22 protein-coding genes are annotated in these 20,549 nt (G+C 64.2%); 12 read left to right on the top strand and 10 right to left on the bottom strand.

Going from position 1 to position 20,549, the window contains the following annotated elements; genetic code table 11:
• Nucleotides 1-50: 50 nt before the first annotated feature.
• Entirely contained in the window at nt 51-536 is a 486-nt protein-coding gene (locus VGM61_RS09915) for a glutathione peroxidase (RefSeq protein WP_331522632.1), read from the top strand.
• Nucleotides 537-613: 77 nt separating this feature from the next.
• Complete coding sequence (locus VGM61_RS09910; RefSeq protein WP_331522631.1) at nt 614-1,096, top strand: peptidylprolyl isomerase; 483 nt, start codon at nt 614-616, stop codon at nt 1,094-1,096.
• Nucleotides 1,097-1,146: 50 nt separating this feature from the next.
• On the opposite strand, the gene VGM61_RS09905 is transcribed toward VGM61_RS09910, so the two are convergent.
• From VGM61_RS09905 to VGM61_RS09895, 3 genes are all read right to left on the bottom strand, one after another.
• Nucleotides 1,147-2,238 carry a phospholipase A gene (locus VGM61_RS09905; protein ID WP_331522630.1) on the bottom strand — a complete coding sequence of 364 codons (1,092 nt, stop codon included), beginning with the start codon at nt 2,236-2,238 and terminating at the stop codon, nt 1,147-1,149.
• A 122-nt stretch (nt 2,239-2,360) separates the two neighbouring features.
• Nucleotides 2,361-2,855, bottom strand: a complete 495-nt coding sequence (locus tag VGM61_RS09900) for an EF-hand domain-containing protein (protein WP_331522629.1) — start codon at nt 2,853-2,855, stop codon at nt 2,361-2,363.
• Between the two features lie 39 nt (nt 2,856-2,894).
• The gene (locus VGM61_RS09895; protein WP_331522628.1) at nt 2,895-3,395 is read right to left on the bottom strand and encodes a hypothetical protein; all 501 of its coding nucleotides are present in this window, start codon (nt 3,393-3,395) and stop codon (nt 2,895-2,897) included.
• 336 nt (nt 3,396-3,731) lie between these two features.
• Between VGM61_RS09895 and VGM61_RS09890 the strand changes: the two genes are divergently transcribed.
• The 4 genes from VGM61_RS09890 to VGM61_RS09875 all read left to right on the top strand — a co-directional run bounded on the left by VGM61_RS09890 (nt 3,732) and on the right by VGM61_RS09875 (nt 5,736).
• Nucleotides 3,732-3,941 (top strand): cold-shock protein, encoded by a 210-nt coding sequence (locus VGM61_RS09890; protein ID WP_331522627.1) that lies wholly within the window; start codon nt 3,732-3,734, stop codon nt 3,939-3,941.
• Nucleotides 3,942-4,010: 69 nt separating this feature from the next.
• On the top strand, nt 4,011-4,223 hold the full coding sequence (locus VGM61_RS09885) for a cold-shock protein (protein ID WP_331522626.1): 213 nt from the start codon (nt 4,011-4,013) through the stop codon (nt 4,221-4,223).
• Nucleotides 4,224-4,359: 136 nt separating this feature from the next.
• Nucleotides 4,360-5,418, top strand: a complete 1,059-nt coding sequence (locus VGM61_RS09880; RefSeq protein WP_331522625.1) for an NADH:flavin oxidoreductase/NADH oxidase — start codon at nt 4,360-4,362, stop codon at nt 5,416-5,418.
• Nucleotides 5,419-5,430: 12 nt separating this feature from the next.
• Nucleotides 5,431-5,736, top strand: a complete 306-nt coding sequence (locus VGM61_RS09875) for a DUF962 domain-containing protein (protein ID WP_331522624.1) — start codon at nt 5,431-5,433, stop codon at nt 5,734-5,736.
• 48 nt (nt 5,737-5,784) lie between these two features.
• On the opposite strand, the gene cqsA is transcribed toward VGM61_RS09875, so the two are convergent.
• From cqsA to VGM61_RS09855, 4 genes are all read right to left on the bottom strand, one after another.
• Nucleotides 5,785-7,053 (bottom strand): alpha-hydroxyketone-type quorum-sensing autoinducer synthase, encoded by a 1,269-nt coding sequence (cqsA, locus tag VGM61_RS09870; RefSeq protein WP_331522623.1) that lies wholly within the window; start codon nt 7,051-7,053, stop codon nt 5,785-5,787.
• A 326-nt stretch (nt 7,054-7,379) separates the two neighbouring features.
• Nucleotides 7,380-8,417 carry a response regulator gene (locus VGM61_RS09865; RefSeq protein ID WP_331522622.1) on the bottom strand — a complete coding sequence of 346 codons (1,038 nt, stop codon included), beginning with the start codon at nt 8,415-8,417 and terminating at the stop codon, nt 7,380-7,382.
• Complete coding sequence (locus tag VGM61_RS09860) at nt 8,414-9,781, bottom strand: HAMP domain-containing sensor histidine kinase (RefSeq protein ID WP_331522621.1); 1,368 nt, start codon at nt 9,779-9,781, stop codon at nt 8,414-8,416. The genes VGM61_RS09865 and VGM61_RS09860 overlap by 4 nt, the downstream gene beginning before the upstream one ends.
• Before the next feature lie 27 nt (nt 9,782-9,808).
• A complete protein-coding gene (locus VGM61_RS09855) occupies nt 9,809-10,198 on the bottom strand; it encodes a cytochrome c (protein ID WP_331522620.1) in 390 nt (129 codons plus the stop codon).
• A gap of 94 nt (nt 10,199-10,292) precedes the next feature.
• On the opposite strand from VGM61_RS09855, the gene VGM61_RS09850 reads away from it, so the two are divergent.
• Entirely contained in the window at nt 10,293-11,099 is an 807-nt protein-coding gene (locus tag VGM61_RS09850) for a tRNA threonylcarbamoyladenosine dehydratase (protein WP_331522619.1), read from the top strand.
• Between the two features lie 16 nt (nt 11,100-11,115).
• Here the strand turns inward: VGM61_RS09850 and phbB are convergent, their stop codons facing one another.
• Nucleotides 11,116-11,856, bottom strand: a complete 741-nt coding sequence (phbB, locus tag VGM61_RS09845; protein WP_331522618.1) for an acetoacetyl-CoA reductase — start codon at nt 11,854-11,856, stop codon at nt 11,116-11,118.
• 52 nt (nt 11,857-11,908) lie between these two features.
• Nucleotides 11,909-12,769 (bottom strand): tRNA glutamyl-Q(34) synthetase GluQRS, encoded by an 861-nt coding sequence (gene gluQRS, locus VGM61_RS09840; RefSeq protein WP_331522617.1) that lies wholly within the window; start codon nt 12,767-12,769, stop codon nt 11,909-11,911.
• A gap of 117 nt (nt 12,770-12,886) precedes the next feature.
• Here gluQRS and htpX point away from each other — a divergent pair, with 117 nt between their 5' ends.
• From htpX to VGM61_RS09820, 4 genes are all read left to right on the top strand, one after another.
• Nucleotides 12,887-13,774 (top strand): protease HtpX, encoded by an 888-nt coding sequence (gene htpX, locus VGM61_RS09835; RefSeq protein WP_331522616.1) that lies wholly within the window; start codon nt 12,887-12,889, stop codon nt 13,772-13,774.
• A gap of 90 nt (nt 13,775-13,864) precedes the next feature.
• On the top strand, nt 13,865-15,730 hold the full coding sequence (gene htpG, locus VGM61_RS09830) for a molecular chaperone HtpG (protein WP_331522615.1): 1,866 nt from the start codon (nt 13,865-13,867) through the stop codon (nt 15,728-15,730).
• 117 nt (nt 15,731-15,847) lie between these two features.
• Complete coding sequence (locus VGM61_RS09825; RefSeq protein WP_331522614.1) at nt 15,848-16,759, top strand: AEC family transporter; 912 nt, start codon at nt 15,848-15,850, stop codon at nt 16,757-16,759.
• 14 nt (nt 16,760-16,773) lie between these two features.
• Nucleotides 16,774-17,169: an RNA-binding S4 domain-containing protein gene (locus tag VGM61_RS09820; protein WP_331522613.1), complete on the top strand. Its 396-nt coding sequence runs from the start codon at nt 16,774-16,776 to the stop codon at nt 17,167-17,169.
• A gap of 11 nt (nt 17,170-17,180) precedes the next feature.
• On the opposite strand, the gene mutS is transcribed toward VGM61_RS09820, so the two are convergent.
• Nucleotides 17,181-19,751: a DNA mismatch repair protein MutS gene (gene mutS, locus VGM61_RS09815; RefSeq protein ID WP_331522612.1), complete on the bottom strand. Its 2,571-nt coding sequence runs from the start codon at nt 19,749-19,751 to the stop codon at nt 17,181-17,183.
• A gap of 76 nt (nt 19,752-19,827) precedes the next feature.
• Here mutS and VGM61_RS09810 point away from each other — a divergent pair, with 76 nt between their 5' ends.
• Nucleotides 19,828-20,337, top strand: a complete 510-nt coding sequence (locus VGM61_RS09810) for a CinA family protein (RefSeq protein WP_331522611.1) — start codon at nt 19,828-19,830, stop codon at nt 20,335-20,337.
• Nucleotides 20,338-20,549: the final 212 nt, after the last annotated feature.

Here is a 20,549-nt window from a genome sequence, read left to right as displayed (position 1 = left end):
GCCGGCGAGGGTTTAGACTTCCGTATCTTTGGTGCGCGCGGGGACGACCGATGGCTTCGATCTACGACTTCAGCGCAAGCGACATCGATGGTCGCGGGCGTTCGCTCGGGGAATTCGAGGGCCGGGCGTTGCTGGTGGTGAACGTGGCCTCCAAATGCGGCTTCACGCCGCAATACAAGGGCCTGGAGCAACTTCAGCGGGAATTTTCAGCACAGGGATTTGACGTCCTGGGTTTCCCCTGCGATCAATTCGGCCACCAGGAGCCCGGCGACGAGGCGCAGATACGCGATTTCTGCTCACTGACCTACGATGTTTCGTTCCCGATGTTCTCCAAGGTCGAGGTCAATGGCGAGCACGCCCATCCGATGTACCGGTGGCTCAAGCACGAGGGCAAGGGGATCCTGGGCAGCGAGGCGATCAAGTGGAACTTCACCAAGTTCCTGGTTGATCGACACGGACACGTGGTGCGCCGCTACGCTCCCACCGATACCCCGGAGAAAATCGCCCGGGACCTGCCTGGCGTGCTGGCCGGCTAGCCAATCCAGGGGCGAGGTTTGCAGTCGTGCGCCGCGTCACTTAGCCTACTCGATCCCTCAAGGCAAAGAGCCCCACGATGAAGATCGCCAAGAACACCGTTGCATCGTTCCACTACACCCTCACCAACGATGCCGGTGAGGTGATCGACAGCTCCGATGGCCGTGAACCGCTGGCCTACATCCATGGCGAGGGCCAGATCGTCCCGGGCCTGGAAAACGCGCTGGAAGGCCGCGAGAAGGGCGACAAGCTGAACGTGGATGTCGCACCCGCCGAAGGCTATGGTGTGAAGCACGACGAACTCATCCAGGTGGTGCCCCGCGAGGCCTTCCAGGGGGTGGAAGACCTCCAGCCGGGCATGCAGTTCCAGGGTCGCAACGACCACGGTGCGATCAACGTCACCATCACGCGGATCGAGGACGACCAGGTTACCGTCGACGGCAACCATCCCCTTGCCGGCGAAACCCTGCACTTTGCCGTTGAAATCTCCGACGTGCGTGAGCCGACCGCCGAGGAACTGAGCCATGGCCATGTCCATGGCGTGGGCGGCCACCACCACTAAACCTGACCGCTGCCGGGGTTCGCAGGCTCAGCCTTCGACCCCGGCTTGGGCTAATACCAATCCAGCAACGACACACCCAGGCCCAGGTAATTGGCGCTGTGGTTGTAGTCGATCAGGCTCTCGCCGTAACCATTGAAGGCTTCGAAGTAACCGCGCAGGTTGCCGGCTATCGGAAAGCTCCAGGTAAAGCGTAGCGAGCCATGCGAGCGGTCCCCGGTGCGGAAGGAGTGCCGCGCCGCCAGGCCGAACTCGTTGGAATCCCATTCGCGGATCACCTGCACTTCGCCCCGGCCCATGTAGTCGGAGATGTCAGGATTGTCGTCGGTCTTGCGATCTTCCGGGATACGCCACCACGGCCGCAGCATCACCACCCAGCCCGGCCGCTCGAAGCCGACGTCCGCCACCACGCGGTTCCAGCTTCGCGAGAGCGGATCGGCTCGCCCGTTCGATTGATGGTTCACGCCGATGGTGAGCAACCGGCCCTCCCAGCCGAGCACCTGGTAGTGGGTGTTGAACGCCAGCAGTGCTTCAGGTTCGTAGTCGGTTTCGCGGAAGGGGCGTGAGATATCCTTGTTGTAGACCTGCCAGCGGGACGATTGCGTGTAACCGACCCACAGGTCGCCCACGTCGCCGAACACGCCCTGCCACGCCTTGGTCTTAAGGCTCAGCTGGAACTTCGCCTCCACGTTGTCCAGTCCCTGGTCTTCGCTCACCGTATGGTTGGGTGCGGGGCTCGACGGTCGCTGGTTCTGGTCGCTGCTGACGAACACCGGTAACACATAGGTCGGCTTGTAGCCGCGCAGGTTGAATGTGCCCAGCTTCGATTCCGGTGCGAGTTCCCAACGGCTATCGAGCAGCGAGACGGGTGCTGCCACGCCTTCGCCGATGGAGGTGCCTTCGATATCGCGGTGCGCGGCTTCGAAACCTGCCAGGTCGCGGCTGGCTTCCGGATTGCCCTTTTTCTGCGCAGTGACCAGGTTGGGCCTGCCCACGGCCTTGTCATAGCAGGCCAGGCGTTGTGAGTCGGTCTCTATGGCAGAGCAGGCGCGGATGTCCAGCGGGCTGGGGTTCTGTGCGCGGGCCATGCCCAGTGCCAGGCACGCAGCGGCACCAAGCGCCGTGGTGGCGGCGGTGTGTTTCATGCAGTGCTCTCCCTTGGGCACATCACTTTTATAAAAAGCACGCGAAGGAAGAGTGTAGCCAATGCCTTTGCGGAAGAATGTCGAACAGGCCCCGGATCAGCCCGGGACCTGTTCGACCGCGCTTACTTTCCCTGCGTCCAGCGTTCGTACTCGGACTTGGTGATGCGCCCGTCGCGGTTCTTGTCGGCGTACTGGAAGTCGTTGGCCAGGGCCGGATAGGCCGCGGCATCGGCTTCGCTGATGGACTTGCCGCTCTTGGCGAGCGTGGAGAAATCCGGCGGTGTACCCATCGCGGCCACCTGTGGCTGGCTGCTATGCACTTCCACCTGGGCGCCGGCTGTCGGTGCCATGGCGGCGCCGGCAGGCGGTGGCGGCGCTTGTGTGGCTGGAGCCGGCGCGGTGCCTGGCGGGGGCGGCAACGGCGCATCGCTCGGCGGGGGCGGCGGTGTGTCGGTGGGCGGCGGAGGCGGTGGGGGGACCGGAGGTGCAGGGGCTGTCGGCGGGGGTGGTGGCACCGGCGGTTGCGACGTGTCGGTCTGGGCCACGGCCACACTGCCGGCGAACAGCGAGGTGGCCAGGGCGAGGGCGCGAAGGCCGGTTCTGGGTTTGAACTTCATGGGCGATTCCTCCAGTGGGGGGACGGGGGGATGGGCCGCCTAGCCACCGCTGCCTGCGGCAGCGGGCGAAGTGCTCGCCGGGGCGGCATCGGGCGCACAGCTCTTGCCATGCAGCGCCTGCTTCAGGTTCGAAGCCAGCGAATTGCAGCGGTTGGCCAGCTGCGGACGGATATCGGGATCTTGCGAGTCGCGAAGCAGGGTGTGACGCATCTGCTCGTAGCGCGAATCGATCTGGTCGGCCGGGTAGATCGCCGCCGCGCGGTGGCAGCTTCGGTAGCTGGCCAGGTAGTCGTCGCAGGCGGGAACGCCGGTACTCGAGGGCAGGCCCGCGTCCGAAACGGAACTTGCAGCCTTGCGGACGGTACCGCTGGTGCTGCGGGAGGTGCCGGCGGTCGATGACGTGGTGCGCGTGGTGGGTGCGACAGTGCTGGTGCTGGTCGTCGAGGAGGTCGTCGGCTTGGCCTCCTGGTGCGAACACCCGGCCAGGATCAGGCCGGCCAGGCCGAGCGGTACAATAAGCTTACTGGTCAGGTTTTTCATGGCGAACCCCCGTTTGGTCGTTTTGGTCTTCAAAAGGCTACCTGCTTGGTCCCGCCCGGCGGGACTTCCAATGAACCGGGCAAAGCATGCGGCCCGCACCGGTGAACGCGGCGTGTTGGCTTGATATCCCGCTGCCATCGCAATTTTGCCGTAGGGGGGGTATGATGCCCGGACTGTGTTTGCCGGGGATGGGGAAGTCCTGTCCCGATGCGCTGATCCAAGATCTGCCACATCGCTTCGCTCCTTGCGTTTCTTGCACACCAGTAAGTCGGCCGTTCGACCCTTGGAACAAGGTCACGGTTGAGTTCAGTAAATCGTTCCAGGAGTGGTAAAAGCATGTCAGAACGTCAGCTCGGCACCGTTAAATGGTTTAACGATGCCAAGGGTTTTGGATTCATCAGCCGCGATAACGGCCCGGACCTTTTCGTACACTTCCGCGCTATCCAGGGCAACGGCTTCAAAAGCCTTGTTGAAGGCCAGAAAGTCAGCTTTACAGTGACGAAGGGCCAGAAGGGCGATCAGGCTGAAGAAGTCTCTGCCGCCTAAACTCGTGTGGTAAGTCGCCGGCCCCCCGTGGCCGGCTTAATTGTTGTGTAACTCGTATTGGAGTGTTTTATGTCGGATCGTGAGATCGGCACTGTCAAGTGGTTCAACGATGCCAAGGGCTTCGGCTTCATCAGCCGCGAGGGTGGCAAGCCGGACGTGTTCGTACACTTCCGCGCCATCCAGGGCAACGGCTTCAAGAGCCTTGCTGAAGGCCAGAAGGTCAGCTTCAAGGTGGTGCCGGGTCAGAAGGGCGAGCAGGCTGAAGAAGTCCAGGCCGTCTGATCCAAAGGCGTCATGGTAAGTAAGAAAGGCCGGGCGGTAACGCCCGGCCTTTTTCATTTGCGAAAGTTGTTGCGACCGCTTGATATGAGCCGGCCGTAGCGGCACGTTGGATATTTACCTCCGTCGAGGAATATTCATGTCCCTGTTCGAGCCGCTGCAGCAACGTGGTTTGCAACTGCGCAACCGCATTGTCATGTCACCCATGTGCGAATACAGCGCCACCGATGGCTTGCCCAACCACTGGCATCTTGTACATCTGGGTTCGCGCGCCGTTGGCGGCGCGGGCCTGGTGGTCAGCGAGGCCACCGCGGTGTTGCCTGAGGGCCGCATTTCCCACGGCGACACCGGCATCTGGAACGATGCCCAGATTGCAGCCTGGCAGCCGATTACCGCCTTCATCCGTTCACAGGGTGCCCATGCTGGCGTGCAACTGGCCCATGCCGGTCGCAAGGCCAGTGCCCAGTTGCCCTGGCAGGGCGGCGGCCCGCTCGGCAGGGATGAATCACCCTGGCCGACGGTGGCGCCGTCGGCGCTGCCCTTCGATGAGGGCTGGCACGTGCCGGCCGAGCTCGACGAAGCGGGCATCCAGGCCGTGATCGAGGCCTTCCGCATCGCCGCCGGCCGGGCGGCCGCCGCCGGTTTCGAGCTTGTGGAAATCCACGCGGCGCACGGCTATCTGCTGCACCAGTTCCTTTCACCTCTTTCCAACCATCGGACCGACCAGTGGGGCGGCGACCTTGAAGGGCGCACGCGGCTGTTGCGCGAAGTCGTGCGGGCGGTACGCCAGGTATGGCCGGAAACCCTGCCGGTGTGGGTGCGGATTTCGGCAACGGACTGGATCGACGGCGGCTGGGACGACACGATGAGCGTTCAGTTGTCGCGCATGCTCAAAGAGCTGGGCGTGGACCTGATCGATGTTTCCTCCGGCGGCAACGTGGCCGGCGCGAAGATCCCCGTTGGCCCTGGGTACCAGGTTCACTTTGCTTCGCGGATCCGCCACGAGGCGGGCATGGCTACCGGTGCGGTAGGGATGATCATCGACTCAGCGCAGGCTGACAAGGTGATCAGCGACGGATCCGCCGACGTTGTCCTGCTGGCGCGGGAGCTCTTGCGCGACCCGTACTTCCCCCGTCGCGCAGCATCGGAGCTGGGCGTTAAGATCCAGGCGCCCCTCCAGTATGGGCGGGCCTGGTAAGGGAGCTTTGCCATGGCGCGATTTGCCAGCTTCGCCCAGTTCTACCCGTTCTATCTTAACGAGCACAGTGATGTGCGCAGCCGTCGGTTGCACTTCGCCGGCAGCGTGCTGGTGATCGTGAGCATCGTGCTGGCAGCCTCGACCGGGCGACTGGCCTGGCTCTGGTTGGCGCCTGTTGGCGGCTATGGCTGCGCGTGGGTCGGCCACTTTTTCTTCGAGAAGAACCGCCCGGCCACCTTCAGCCACCCGTTCTACAGCCTGGCGGGCGACTGGGTGATGTTCTGGGACATCCTGCGCGGCAGGGTCAGCATCCGCTGACCCTGTCCCGCACTACCGGCTGGCCGTCGTGCCAGGGATCCTTCCCCTTCAGGCCACGTTTTCCAGTTCACGATCGCTCGCCCGGCGGACGGCCCGCTTGTGCGCGCTCCACGAGGGAATGTCGAGCTTGTCGCGGATAAGTGCACACGTGTCGATCAGGCGGTCCACGTCCGCCTCGTCCATGCCGGCATTCAATGTCAGCCGTAGCAGGGAACGATTGAGCGTGGTGGCCGGGGCGCTGAACACCGAACCGAAGATGCCGTGCTCCTCCATCACGTCGCGCACGCGGCCGGTAAGGAGTTCCGCTCCGCCTTCGAAGGCGATGATCTGCTCGGTTCCGTCCTCGATGGGATAGCCCAGGTCCGTCAGGGCATTGCGCACCTGGTGGGTGACCTGGCGCAAACGGGTGCGGCGCCAGCCTTCGTTCTGGATCACCCGGTGCGAGGCGGCCATGCCGGCCAGTTCATGTGGCAACAGTGACGAACTGAAGATGGCCGGCAGCGCTTCGCATCCGAAATAATCCTTGAAGCGATGCCCGCAGCCGATGAACCCGGCCCGCGAACAATAGGCCTTGGCCAGGCTCGCGGTAACGAAATGCACCTTTTCGTTCAGGCCGAGGCTCGCCACCAGGCCTTCGCCACGGGCGCCATGGGTGCCCAGAGAGTGGGATTCATCCACGATGAACACGCAGCCGAACTGCTCGGCAATGTCGGCGATGGCCGCAAGTGGGGCCACGCTGCCGTTGGTGCTATATACCGAATCGACCACGATGATGCCCGGGCCATGCCGCAATACGTGGCGCTCCAGGTGGCCCAGGTCGTTGTGCAGGATCGGTACGGGTTTGGCGCCTGCACTCTTGATGCCCTCCCATAGGGAAGCATGGGCGAGCATATCCACGTACACCGGTACGCGCTCGTCGGCGATCGACTGGATCAGGCCCACGTTGGCGGCGAAGCCCGACTGCGCCAGGATGCCGGACTCGGTGCCCACGGCACGGGCGAGTTCGGCTTCCACCTGGTGCAGGGGTTCGTCTTCGTGCTGCATGAACAGCGCGGACATCATCATGCCCAGGCCGCCTGTCGCCAGGGCTTCACGTTGCGCCTCGACAATCTGCGGGTGGCCGGCGATGGCCAGGTAATCGTTGCTTTGCAGCATCAGGTCGCCAGGCTTGGGATGGCGGCCGCGCAGGATGTGCCGGCCGCCCCAGTCCACCGCCACGCGTTGAGTGTGGAAGCGCTCGACGCGGCGGGTGACGAAAGCAGGTAGCGCGGGTGCTGACACGGGGGTGGAACGGTGGATCGGGGAAACGTTACTCATGTTGGCCTCTCGGTTGCCGGGGGATAGAGCACATCCCTGTCTGGACGGAACCGCAGCGCGGATGTGCGGAACCGATCACCAGCCCTGCCTGGACCGGCGGTATTGGAGAGAGCAGCGGATGGCCCGATAACTCATCATGGCAGCGAACTGCGTCACAATCACTGCAAATGAAGTGATTAGGCTGTGATGGAATCGCTATTCTGCCGATATTGATCAGCCACGATTTGCAATGCAACCGCTAAAATATCAGACGGTTCGCATCGCTTATGGTTTTACGCCGGGTAAAAAGCCGTGAATTCTGCTGGCGAACCCTGCCTGTCCCGGCTTCAGATCAGCTTCGGGACATGACCGATTGAGGCGTTGAGATCCTGCTCGCGCAGCCAGCTGCGATACGACTTCACATGCTGCAGGCGGAAGCGTTCCACGTGGTCGATCAACGCGTAGTAGTACCACTGCTCGCCTGAAATCGCCGTGGACGGGTAAAGGCTTGCCTCGGGATTCTCCAGGCTTTTGTGATAGAACCCGTCCCGTGATGGGAACCAGGGCAGCGCCTCGCCACCGCGCAGGGCTTCGAGCAACGAGGGCGGGGCGCCTAGATCGGCGGCGATCTCATAATGGGCGCGGAGGTCTTCGTCGGTCTGAACCAGCAGGAAGCGCCCGATGCCCCAGGCGTCGAGCAACAACAGGCCGGTGGGATTGCAGTGCACGTAGCATTCCACCGGCTGGAAGGTGGCGGTAATGCCCTGCAATACCTCGCGGAAGGCCGGGTCGCGCAGGAACCGGAAGTTGCCCAGGGCGAGTGTCTCGGCCACGAAGGCACTGGCGCGGTCGAAGTACCGCCGTTGCAGTTCCACGATGGCTGTCTGCAGCTTGTCGATGGCGGCAGGGTCGTTCTTGCGGATGAACCGGTCGATGATCCCTGCATTGAAGGCCTCGATCGCGGTGGCATCGTCGGCCCGGCCGGTAAGCAAGATCTTTCCCACATGCGGATTCGGCAATCTTTTGCAGAATGTGATGCCGTCCATCTCGGGCATGACCTGATCGACCACCACCACGGACACTTCGGCGAAGCGCTCCGGGTCGTAGACCACGCGGTGGATGGAGTCGATGTCAAGGGCGACCAGTTCCTGGGTATCGGAGGGACGGTCTTTCCAGCGGTACAGCCAGCCACCCCCGGGCACCGGCCGGCTGCCATTGTTGCCCAATGTCGCCAGCGCCTGGCGTGGGGAGGAATATGTCCGCACACGCAGCATCGGGTCGAGCAAAAGCGGCACGACATCGAGGTATTCCTCGTGGTCGTCCACCAGGACCGTTGTGGTCGGGAAGTGGAAGGGTTGGATATCACCCTGCACGTTGAGCGTCATGGTTGCCGTTCGGGATCGGGTGGAGGAAAGGTCAGGGTGAACTCAGTAAATTCCCCCCAGTGCGAACTGCATCGGATGGTCCCGCCCATATGCTCCATGGCCGCGCGGGAAAAAGCGAGCCCGATCCCTAAGCCGTCCACGCCATGTTTGTCGTCCGAATGTGAATAGAACCGGTTGAAGATCCGCGGCAGGACGTCTGGCGGGATGCCTGGACCTGTGTCGTGGACACGGATCACGTGGTCCCCGGCTCCCGGCTCGATATAGATCTGGATGATGCCCTTGCCGGCGCGCCCGGTATGCAACAGGGCGTTGCGCACCAGGTTGAAGACCACGTGGACCAGCAGGCTCTCCACGCCCATGAACAGGAAATCCCCGGCGGCCTCCAGCCGAACCCGGTCCCGCTCGGCCCGGGAGCCATAAGGATACCGGTTGAGCGCTTGTTCCACGCATGCCAGGGCGGAAAGCTCCGTCGGGCGTACTTCGCCAATGGGCCGGGCGGCCAAAAGCAGCATGTCGATGATGGTGTTGGAGTACTCCACCTCACGCTCCATGATGCCGATGCTGCGCTCCAGTGCCATCAGGTGGTTGTCGCGCAATTCGGCCACCGTCAGGCCCGCATCGAGGGCGGTCCTGTGGCTTTGCAGCAGGTCCGGCAGGTACCGGCGCACGGCCTGGGCGGCGATGCGCACCGAACCCAGCGGGGTGCGCAGCTCGTGGGCAATGTTGTTCGATGCGGCGGTGAGGGCGTCCAGGCGGTTCTGTTCGGCCATTGAGGCGGACACCGTGCACACCGCACCACCGGCCGTGGCGAACAACAGCAGCGGGATGTATTCGATGAAGGCGGCGGAGTTGAATGGCTGGTGTGGGGTTACCAGGTAGGCCACCGTGGCCATCAGGCTGCCGACCACGAATACCAGCACGAAACTGGACACATCGAACAGCATCATCAGCAACATGATCACTGCCAGGTGGGTCATCAGCCATACGGCAGTGCCGTTGCGCAGGGTCATATAGCCGACGAAGAAGGGCATGCAGATGGTCATCACCGCATACCAGTAGCTCGGTAGCCAGGCACGCGCGCGCCGGGGCCACCAGGGCAGCAGGGCCAGCGGTACGAACAGCACGCTGCAGGCCAGTCGCAGGCCGAAGTTTTCGTATGGCTGCGGAAATAGCCACGCCCAGATCGGGTAGTAGAACATCAGGCTGAGCGCGCCAACGACGCCGATCGCCACCATCTTCGGTTGCGAGTAGCGGGTACGGGCGAACATGGTGGTCTCGAACCGCGTCAGCGCGCGGTACAGCAGCCACGCCCGCATGCGCAGGAAGCGCAGCGGCCCGGTAGAGCGTTGGACGGGCGGTTTCATCCTTGGGCAAGGCTTCCGTGGAAATGCCTAGCGATAAAGCTCGTGGCAACTCTTGCAGGTTTCGCCCACTTTCGCCATTGCCTGCTTCAGCGCCGGGCAGTCGGCGGGGGGACTGGCGATGACGGCCGCCGAGGCATCGGCCAGCGCGTGGGCATGCTTGAAGAAGTCGGCATCCGCGCCGGCAAAGGCCGATTCAATCTCGGCGGCGGTGCCATTGATACGGCGGAGGTGGTCCAGGCTGGTGTCGGCAGGGCACTGGCCGGCCTTGACCTGGGCGCCCAGGGCAGTGGCATGGTGCTGCATGATGGCCATGACACCCCTTGTATAGGCGTGCCGCGCCGCCACTGTATTGGCCGCGTAGGTGGCGCACATTGCGCCCACGGCCAGGCCGATGACCAAAAGGATGATGGCTCGCATGGTTTCCCTCCTAAGCACGGGGGCCAAGCATAGCCGACCGTCGATCCTTACGCTTTGAAATATAATCCATTCAATGCATTAAGCGGATACCCTGATGTCAGTTCCCTCATTGGCCCTGGCGCCGGCCGTCACTACCGCGCACGAGCGGTTCGCCGGCATCGAGCGTCTGTATGGCGCCGGCTCGCTCGCTCGCCTGGGCCAGGCCCACGTCTGCGTCATTGGTGTCGGGGGGGTGGGTTCGTGGGCGGCCGAGGCGCTGGCGAGATCAGGCGTGGGGCGGATCACCCTGATCGATGCCGACGACATCTGCCTGTCGAACACCAACCGCCAGTCGCATGCGCTCGATGGCCAGTACGGACGCAACAAGGTGCAGGTGGTGGCCGAGCGGTTGCGGGCAATCAACCCCGACATCGCGCTTGATCCGATCGAGCGCTTCCTTACCACCAGTACGCTCGATGAACTGCTCGACCGCGGCTACGATGCCGTGCTAGATGCCTGCGATGCGTTCCGGGTGAAGGTCGAGGCAATCGCCTGGTGCCGGCGGCAGAAGATCCCCACGGTGACGGTGGGCTCGGCCGGTGGCCGTACCGATCCCACCCAGGTGCGGGTGCGCGATCTCTCGCGCACCGAGCACGACGCCATGTTCAGCCTGATCCGCAAGAAGCTCCGCCAGGACTTCGGCTTCCCGAAGAACACCGACCGCTACTTCGGTGTATCGGCGGTGTATTCACTGCAGAACGTCCAGTACCCCCAGGCCGACGGCAGCGTGTGCGGTATCCGTCCGGAAGGCGGCGATGCGCTGAAGCTCGATTGCGGGGGTGGCCTGGGCGCCGCCACCCACGTCACGGGTACCTTCGCCTTCGCGGCGGTGGGCAAGATCCTGGAAAAATTGCTGGCTTAAGGCGTGGCCGGCAGCGCTACCAGCCCATGTAGTGCCCGCCATTGATGGCGAGGTTGGCGCCGGTGATCCATTCCGACTCCTGTGCGGTAAGGAACGTGACCGCACGGGCGATTTCGTCGGGATGACCCATGCGTCCCATCGGGATCTGGGCCACGATCTTCTCACGCACTTCAAGCGGTACGGCCTTGACCATGTCGGTGGCGATGTAGCCGGGCGACACCGTATTCACGGTGATGCCATAGCGGGCATTTTCCAACGCCAGGGAAATGGTGAAACCGTGGATGCCGGCCTTGGCCGCGGCGTAATTGGCCTGGCCGTACTGGCCCTTCTGGCCGTTCACCGAGCTGATCTGCACGATCCGCCCCCAACGCCGCGCACGCATGCCTTCGATCACCGGCCGCGTGACATTGAAGCAGGCGTTCAGGTTGGTCTGTACCACCTCGCTCCACTGCTGGTAGTCCATCTTGTGGAACGTGCTGTCGCGGGTGATGCCGGCGTTGTTGACCAGGATGTCGACCGGCCCGATGGCCGCTTCCACTTCTTCGACCATGGCCTGGCTTGAGACATTGTCCGAGACATCGCCATAGACCAGGGTGACTTCATAACCGAGCTCCCGCATGCGCTGGCCCCAGGCGTTGGCCTTGTCGCGGTCGCGGTAATTGCTGGCAACGCGATGCCCCTGGTCGATCAGGTGCCGCACCAATGCGGTGCCGATGCCACCCGTACCGCCGGTGACCAGGGCCGTGCGTTGCGTCATTGGAAGTATTTCCTTGGAATGTTCGGTCCGGCGAACGCCGTTTGATCCGACGTTATAACGGTTCGGCCATATGGATGGCTACTTTGTCCGCGACCGACGCCAGATCGAACCGCGGCAGGGCCCAGCCAAGCATCGTGGCGGCGTCGCCTTCAGGCGCACCAGGCATGCCCAACCGCGCAAGCGTCCGGCGCAGGGCCGGCAGGCCATCGGTGTCGACGGCAGGCGCGTGGGTGGACTTGGCCAGCTTGCTGCCCGTCACACCCACCAGCAGGGGAAGGTGGGCGTAGGCGGGTGTGGGCAGGTCCAGCAGGCGCTGTAGCAGTATCTGGCGCGGTGTGGAATCGATCAGGTCGCGCCCGCGCACGACCTCGCTGATGCCCTGGGCTGCATCGTCCACGGCGCAGGCAAGCTGGTACGACCACAAGCCGTCGGCGCGTAGCACGACGAAATCACCGCCATCGGCCATGGGCCACGCCTGCGGGCCGGATACCAGATCGAGCCATTCAATGACGGCATCGCCAACGCGCAGGCGCCAGGCAGGCGGCCTGTCACGCGGCGGCGACCGGCAAGGGCCGCGATGGATGCCGCCAGCGGCGGCGAGGTCTGCGCGCGAACACCAGCAGGCATAAGCCAGTCCGGAGGTCCGCAGCTTGAGGAAAGCATGGTGGTAGGCGTCGTGGCGCGCTGACTGGAACCACACCGGTTCATCCGGGTGCAGGGACAGCGAGGTCAGCGTGGACTGGATCGACGCCGCCGAGCCGCTTACCTCTCGTGGCGGATCGATGTCGTCTACGCGCACGAGCCACGTGCCGTGGTGCTGGCGCGCCCTTAGCCAGCTGGCCACGGCGGCCAGCAGGGATCCCTCGTGGAGGTCACCGGTGGGCGAGGGAGCGAAGCGGCCGCGATAGGTCATTGGGCAATTTTAGCTGCCACGACAGCAAGATGGGGAACGCCGTTCACCTTGAAACGAGGAACCGGCGCCCGCAGAAATGGTCTTCACTCTATCCACGGACGCAAGAGAGAAAACCACGTGCTGCGCATTGCCCTGTTCCTCGGTACCAACATCGCCGTCTTGCTGCTGCTGTCGGTCGTCTGCCACCTGTTCGGGATCGACCAGTGGGCGGCACGCCAGGGCGTAGGCCTTGGCGGTCTGCTGGCCTTTGCCGCCGTCTTCGGCATGGGCGGCGCCTTCATCTCGCTGGCCCTTTCCAAGTGGATGGCCAAGATGTCCACCGGTGCGAAGGTGATCACCGAGCCGCGCAATGACACCGAGCGCTGGCTGCTGGCCACCGTGCGCAAGCACGCGGAAAAGGCCGGCATCGGCATGCCGGAGGTGGCCATCTACGACGCCCCCGAGATGAACGCCTTCGCCACTGGCATGAGCCGCAACAGCGCGCTCGTGGCAGTCAGCACGGGCCTCCTGCAGCAGATGGACCGCGAGCAGGTTTCCGCCGTGCTTGGCCACGAGATCGGCCACGTCGCCAACGGCGACATGGTGACCCTCACCCTGGTCCAGGGCGTGCTGAACACCCTGGTGATCGTGCTGGCGCGTATCGTCGGCCGCGTGGTCGATGGCTGGCTTTCCGGTGGACGCGAGCGCGATGGCGGTGGTGGCATCGGTTATTTCGTGGTGGTGATGGTGCTGCAGGTGGTGTTCGGCCTGTTCGCCTCGATGATCGTGGCGGCGTTTTCGCGCTGGCGCGAATTCCGCGCCGATGCCGCCGGGGCGAACCTTGCCGGCCGCGCTTCGATGGTTTCGGCCCTGCAACGCCTGTCCGCCAACCACGGCGAATCCACCCTGCCGCAGACGATCGCCGCCTTCGGTATTGCCGGCCCGCTCGCTGAAGGCCTTAAGAAGCTCTTCATGAGCCATCCGCCGTTACCCGAGCGCATCGCAGCCCTGCAGCGTACGGCGTAAACTAGCGGACTCACCGTTCCCGAAGGCCGCGGCGCCGGGAGGCGCCGCGGCCTCTCCTTTTCAACAACATCTGTAAGGTTCCCACGACCCATGACCACTGGTACCGAAACCCGCCGCTTCGAAGCTGAAGTCGCCCAGGTCCTGCACCTGGTCACCCATTCGCTGTACTCGCACAAGGAAATCTTCCTGCGCGAGCTGATCTCCAATGCCTCCGACGCCTGCGACAAACTGCGTTTCGAGTCCCTGGCCGATCCTTCGTTGGCTGCGGAAGATTCCGAACTTCGCATCGAGGTCAGCTGGGACCCCGATGCCCGCACGGTGAGCGTGCGTGACAACGGCATCGGCATGAGCCGCGATGAAGTGATCGCCAACATCGGCACCATCGCCAGCTCCGGCACCCGCCGTTACCTCGAAGCGCTCTCGGGCGAACAGAAGAACGACGCCCGCCTGATCGGCCAGTTCGGCGTGGGCTTCTACTCCGCGTTCGTGGTAGCCGACAAGGTCACCGTGCTCAGCCGCCGTGCCGGCAGTGACGAGGGCGTGAAGTGGGAAAGCGACGGCAAGGGCGAGTACACGCTCGACGATGCACCGGATATCGCCCGTGGCACCACGGTGATCCTGCACCTGAAAGCCGACGAGGATGAATTCCTTCGCCCGTGGACACTGCGCCAGACCATCCGCAAGTATTCCGACCACGTCGCTTTCCCGATCCGCGTGCCCAAGGACAAGGACGGCAAGCCGGAAGAAGGTGAATTCGAGACGATCAACGCGGCTTCAGCACTGTGGGCGCGTCCGAAGTCGGAGATTTCCGAGGACGAATACCAGGGTTTCTACAAATCCCTGGGCCACGATTTCAACGATGCGCTCACCTGGACGCACAACCGCGTCGAGGGTAGCCAGAGCTTCACCACGCTCTTGTATATCCCAAGCCAGCCGCCGTTTGACCTGGCCATGGGTGGTCGCGACGAGCGCAAGGGCCTGAAGCTGTACATCAAGCGCGTATTCATCATGGACGCGGCCGATGAGCTGCTACCGAACTACCTGCGCTTCGTGCGCGGCGTGGTGGATGCCGACGACCTGCCGCTGAACGTGAGCCGTGAAATTCTCCAGCAGAACCGCCAGCTGGAGAAGATCCGCGCCGCCTGCGTCAAGCGCGTGCTGGACCTGATCGAGAAACTCGCCCGCGACGACGCCGACAAATTCGCCACCTTCTGGAAGGCCTTCGGCAATACGCTCAAGGAGGGCATCGTCGAAGACAGCGCCAACCGTGAGCGCATTGCCAAACTGTTGCGATTCGCTTCGACCAAGGGCGACGGTGCCGCCCAGGTGGTGTCGCTGGACGACTACATCGGCCGCATGCAGGTGGGCCAGGACGTGATCTGGGCGATTACCGCCGACAGCCACGCCGCGGCGGCCGGAAGCCCGCAACTGGAAGCGCTCAAGGCCCAGGACATCGAGGTACTGCTGCTGTCCGACCGCATCGACGAATGGATGCTGGGCAACCTCACCGAATATGCCGGCAAGAAGATCCAGAGCGCCGCCAAGGGCGAATTGCCACTGGATGAAGCTGGAAAGCAGAAGCAGGAAGAAGCATCCAGGCAGGCGGCGCCGCTGGTCGAGCGCATCAAGGCCCTGCTGGGCGAGCGCGTCGGCGACGTGCGCGTATCGGCGCGCCTCACCGATTCGCCCTCGTGCCTGGCGCTGGCTGATTTCGACATGGCCCCTCACCTTGCACGCCTGCTTCGCGAGGCCGGGCACGAGATGCCCTCGGGCAAGCCCACGCTCGAGATCAATCCAGGCCATCCATTGGTCCAGCGCCTGGAGGGCGAGGGCGACGATGCCAGGGCAGGCGACCTTGCCGCGCTGCTGCTCGAGCAGGCCGAGATTACCGCAGGTGCGCAACTGGATGATCCGGCGTCTTTTGTCCGTCGCATGAATCGCGTGTTGCTCGGCTGATATTCCGCTGCCGGATGTCGCGCGGGGCCATCGGCGCCCGCGCGGCTTCAGGCAAGTCAACACGCAATCGTCCATGCGTGCTGCCGGTTGGTGTAGACCCGCAGGCATAATGGGTCGATGTCCGCCCTTGTCACCCTGTTCGCCTGCCTGCTGTTGGGCATCGTCTGCCGCCGATTCGCGCGGTTGCCCGAGGGTATCGTGCCCGGCATCAACTGGTGGGTACTGAACATCGCCTTGCCGGCGCTGGTGCTGGCATTGGTGCCCAAGCTGCGGTTTGAATCCTCGCTGTGGCTACCAGCTGCGGGAGCCTTCATCACCTTCTTCGGCGCGTGGGTTCTTTTTGCGTCGGTGGGCCGTATGCGTGGCTGGTCACGCGGACGCATCGGCTGCCTTACCCTGGTCTGCGGCCTGGGCAATACCTCGTTCATGGGTTATCCGATGATCGAAGCCCTGCATGGCCGTCCCGGACTTGGGGTAGCGGTCGTAGCCGACCAGCTGGGAACGTTTCCCTTGCTGGCGGTGGGGGGCATCGTGGTGGCGTCGCTTTATTCAGGCGCGAGGCCCACGGTGGGTGCGATGGCGCGGCGCCTCTTCACCTTTCCCGCCTTCCTTGCACTGCTGGCAGGCATCGTCGTTGGCTGGATCGGCGGCTGGCCGCCGATCGTGGACGGGGCACTGGAACAGGTCGGCCGTACGCTAACGCCGTTGGCGTTGTTCTCGGTGGGCCTGCAATTCCGCCTGCACATGGAGCCGGGGCAGGCCGGTGCACTGTCGCTGGGACTTTCGTGGAAGCTCTTGCTGGCGCCCTTGCTGGTACTGGCCTTGGGCATGGCCTGCGGCTACGGCGGCCTGGTGCTGGTGGTGGCTGTGCTGCAGGCTGCGATGGCGCCGATGATCTCGGCGGCGATCCTTGCCGACCAGTATGCACTGGAGCCACGATTGGCCAATACCGTGCTTGGCGCCGGCATCGCGCTATCGCTGTTTACCATCGTCGGTGGCAATGCGCTGTTGATGTCCCTGGCCGTCTGAGGTTTTCCCGATCGATGACAGACAACACTTCATTCGTCCGCGCCGACGTCTGGCTGTGGGCCGCCCGCATGTACAAGACACGCTCGCTGGCCAAGCAGGCCATCGACGGCGGCAAGGTGGAATTGAACGGCAGTGCCTGCAAGCCGGCGAAAGCCGTGCACGTGGGGGATGTGCTGCGCCTGATGCGCGGCAATGAACGGGTCGAAGTGGTGGTGCAAGACCTATCCGAACGGCGCGGGCCCGCTGCCCAGGCGCAGGCGCTTTATGCCGAGACACCCGAAAGCGTTGCCCATCGCGCCAACGAGGCAGCCATGCGGAGGCTGCATGCGCATGCGCCTCGTCCGGCTGGGCGTCCAGACAAACAGGATCGCCGCCTGTTGAGGGACATGAAGGAAAATCCAGACGGCTAGGCGTGGCGCCTTCAGATCAGTTTCCGCAGCCGGTACAACGCATCGAGCGCTTCGCGCGGTGTCATGGTGTCGGGATCGAGACTGCGCAGCGTCTCGTCCACCACCGAAGGCAGGGGCGGGGCGAACAATCCCATTTGCGGGCCGGGTGCCGCGACCGGCGGCGCACTGGCGGTGGTCACTTGCTGGCCCTGTTCGAGCGCCTGCAGGTAGCGGCGTGCGTCGGCCACCACCGAGGGCGGGAGGCCGGCCAGTGCTGCCACCTGCAGGCCGAAGCTGCGGTTGGCAGGGCCTTCCTTCACCGCATGCATGAACACCAGCTGGTCGCCGTATTCCACCGCATCCAGGTGGACGTTGGCCACGCTCGGCATTTCACTGGCCAGGGCGGTCAGTTCAAAATAGTGCGTGGCGAACAAGGTATAGGCGTGGCTTGTCGCGGCTAGGTGCACGGCGGCGGCGCGGGCGAGCGCCAGGCCGTCATAGGTGCTGGTGCCGCGGCCGACTTCATCCATCAGCACCAGGCTTTGTGCGGTGGCGTTGTGCAGGATGTTGGCGGTCTCGGTCATTTCCACCATGAAAGTGGAGTGGCCGCGCGATAGATCATCGCCGGCGCCGATACGGGTGAAGATGCGGTCCACGGGGCCAAGACAGGCCTCGGTGGCCGGTACGTAGCTGCCGATATGCGCCAGCAGCACGATCAGCGCGTTCTGCCGCATGTAGGTGGACTTGCCGCCCATGTTCGGGCCGGTGATCACCAGCATGCGGCGGGATTCGTCCAGGCACAGGTCGTTGGGTTCGAACGGATCGTCGCGTACTTTCTCCACCACCGGGTGACGGCCGCGCACGATGTGCAGGCCGTCGTTTTCGGTGAGATCCGGGCGCGTCCAGTCCAGGGCGTCGGCACGCTCGGCGAAGTTGGCCAGCACGTCCAGTTCGGCCATCGCGGAGGCGGCGGATTTCAGGGGGGCAAGCTCTTCGATCAAGGTATCGAGCAACGCCTCGTAAAGGGCGCGCTCGCGCATCAGCGAGCGTTCCTTGGCCGAGAGCACCTTGTCCTCGAATCCCTTCAGTTCCTCGGTGATGTAGCGTTCGGCGTTCTTGGTGGTCTGCCGGCGCGTGTAGTGCGTGGGCGCGCGATCGCTCTGGCCCTTGCCGATCTCGATGTAATAGCCGTGGACACGGTTGTAGCCCACCTTCAGCGACGTGATGCCGCTGGCGGCTTTCTCGCGTTCCTCCAGTTCCACCAGGTACTGGTCGGCGTGCGTGGATAACCGGCGCAGTTCGTCCAGTTCCGCATCGTGGCCGTCGGCGATCACGCCGCCGTCACGGATCAATGCCGGGGGCTGTTCAATCACGGCGCGCTGCAGCAGCGCTGCAAGTTCATGGTGCTCACCGATGCGCGATACCAGGGCATGCAGCAGCGGGCTGTCCAGCGATGCGATCTCATCGCGCAGCGAAGGTGCCGCCAGTAGTCCATCGCGCAAGGTGGAAAGATCGCGCGGCCTTGCCGAGCGCAAGGCCACTCGGGCCAGGATGCGTTCCAGGTCGCCGATGCCGCGCAGGCGTTCGCGTAGCGAAAGATGCCGGCGGGTGTCGAGCAAAAGTGCAATGGCCTGGTGGCGTTCGCGCAGCACGGCCTGCGAACGCAATGGGCGGTTCAGCCAGCGCCTGAGCAGGCGCGCACCCATCGGCGTGACGGTTTCATCGAGCACGCCCAGCAGGGTGTGCTCGGTGCGGCCGGTGGGGTGGGTGTCGATTTCCAGGTTGCGCCGGGTAGCCGCGTCCATGGCGATGGTTTCGCTGGCGCTTTCCACCGCCATGCCTGAAAGATGGGGTAGGGCGCTCTTCTGGGTTTCTTCCACGTAGCCGAGCAGGCAGCCGGCGGCCGCCACGGCGACGGGCATGCCATCGACGCCGAATCCGGAGAGGTCGCGCACCTTGAAGAAGCGGCACAGCTCGCGCAAGGCCGCCGCACCATCGAAGTGCCAGGGCTGGCGCTTGCGCAGGCCCGGCAGCCCCGTGACCATCCGGGGCCAGGCGACATCCTCGCCCACCAGGGTCTCCGCCGGCGCCAGGCGGGCGAGTTCGGCAGCCAGCGCCTCGGCGCCGTTCACTTCGCTCAGCAGGAAGCGGCCGGTGGACAGGTCCACCCAGGCCAGGCCGTAGCGCACGCCATCGGCGGCGATGGACAACAACAGGTTGTCACGGCGGTCTTCCAGCAGGGCGGCGTCGGTCACCGTACCCGGGGTGACAATGCGCACCACCTTGCGCTCCACCGGCCCTTTCGACAGCGCCGGGTCCCCCACTTGCTCGCAGATCGCCACCGATTCGCCCAGTTTCACCAACCGGGCCAGATAATTCTCAGCGGCATGGTAGGGGACGCCGGCCATCGGGATCGGCGCCCCGGCCGACTGGCCGCGCTGGGTGAGGGTAATGTCCAGCAGCCGCGCGGCCTTGCGCGCGTCATCGTAGAAAAGCTCGTAGAAGTCGCCCATGCGGAAGAACAGCAGTACATCCGGATGTTCGGCCTTGGCGGCCAGGTACTGGCGCATGAAGGGCGTGTGCGAGGTGGCGTCCTGCGTCATGGCGTCAAGTCTTGGCGATACGGTGGTGGGGGAGTAGAACGTCTCGTTCCCTTCCCCGCAAAAGCGAAAGTCTCGCATGGAGCACCCCTCCATTCCCACCGATGGTGATTTGTACGCATTGGCCGGCAAGGTAGCCGTGGCCGCCCAGGAGCGCCGCCTGATGGTGGTAACCGCCGAATCATGCACTGGCGGCTGGGTCGCCAAGAGCCTCACCGATCTCCCCGGCAGTTCCGCCTGGTTCGACGCGGGCGTGGTTACTTACAGCTACGAGGCCAAGGAAGCCCTGCTCGGGGTGAACCCGCGCACGCTCGAGGCCACGGGCGCAGTGAGCGAATCCACCGTGACGGAAATGGTCTCCGGCGCGTTGTCGCGCTTCGGTGCGGGCCTTGCCGTGGCCGTCACCGGCATCGCAGGCCCCTCTGGTGGCACGCCGGACAAACCCGTCGGCACGGTATGGATCGGCTGGAAACGGCGTGGTGGCTATGCACACGCCAAGTTGTTCCATTTTGACGGCGACCGCGAGGCGGTGCGCCGGCAGACGGTAGGTGCCGCCCTCGAAGGCATGCTGCTTGCGCTGACGGGTTAACGGGGCCCATCCGCCGCGGAAATCCTGGCGGGTGTGGGATAATTGAAATCCCCCCGGTGGATCGCAGTCCCTGAGATCGCCGCGGCGCAAGATACACCTACATCAAACGACCTCACGCGGGAATGCAAACGATGGATGACAACAAGCGCAAGGCGCTCGCCAGTGCCCTCGGCCAGATCGAAAAGCAGTTCGGCAAGGGCGCGGTCATGCGC

It is taken from the genome of Pinirhizobacter sp., from assembly GCF_036499745.1.
GTDB lineage: Bacteria > Pseudomonadota > Gammaproteobacteria > Xanthomonadales > Rhodanobacteraceae > Pinirhizobacter.
This window is presented reverse-complemented; position numbering and strand designations above follow the sequence as displayed.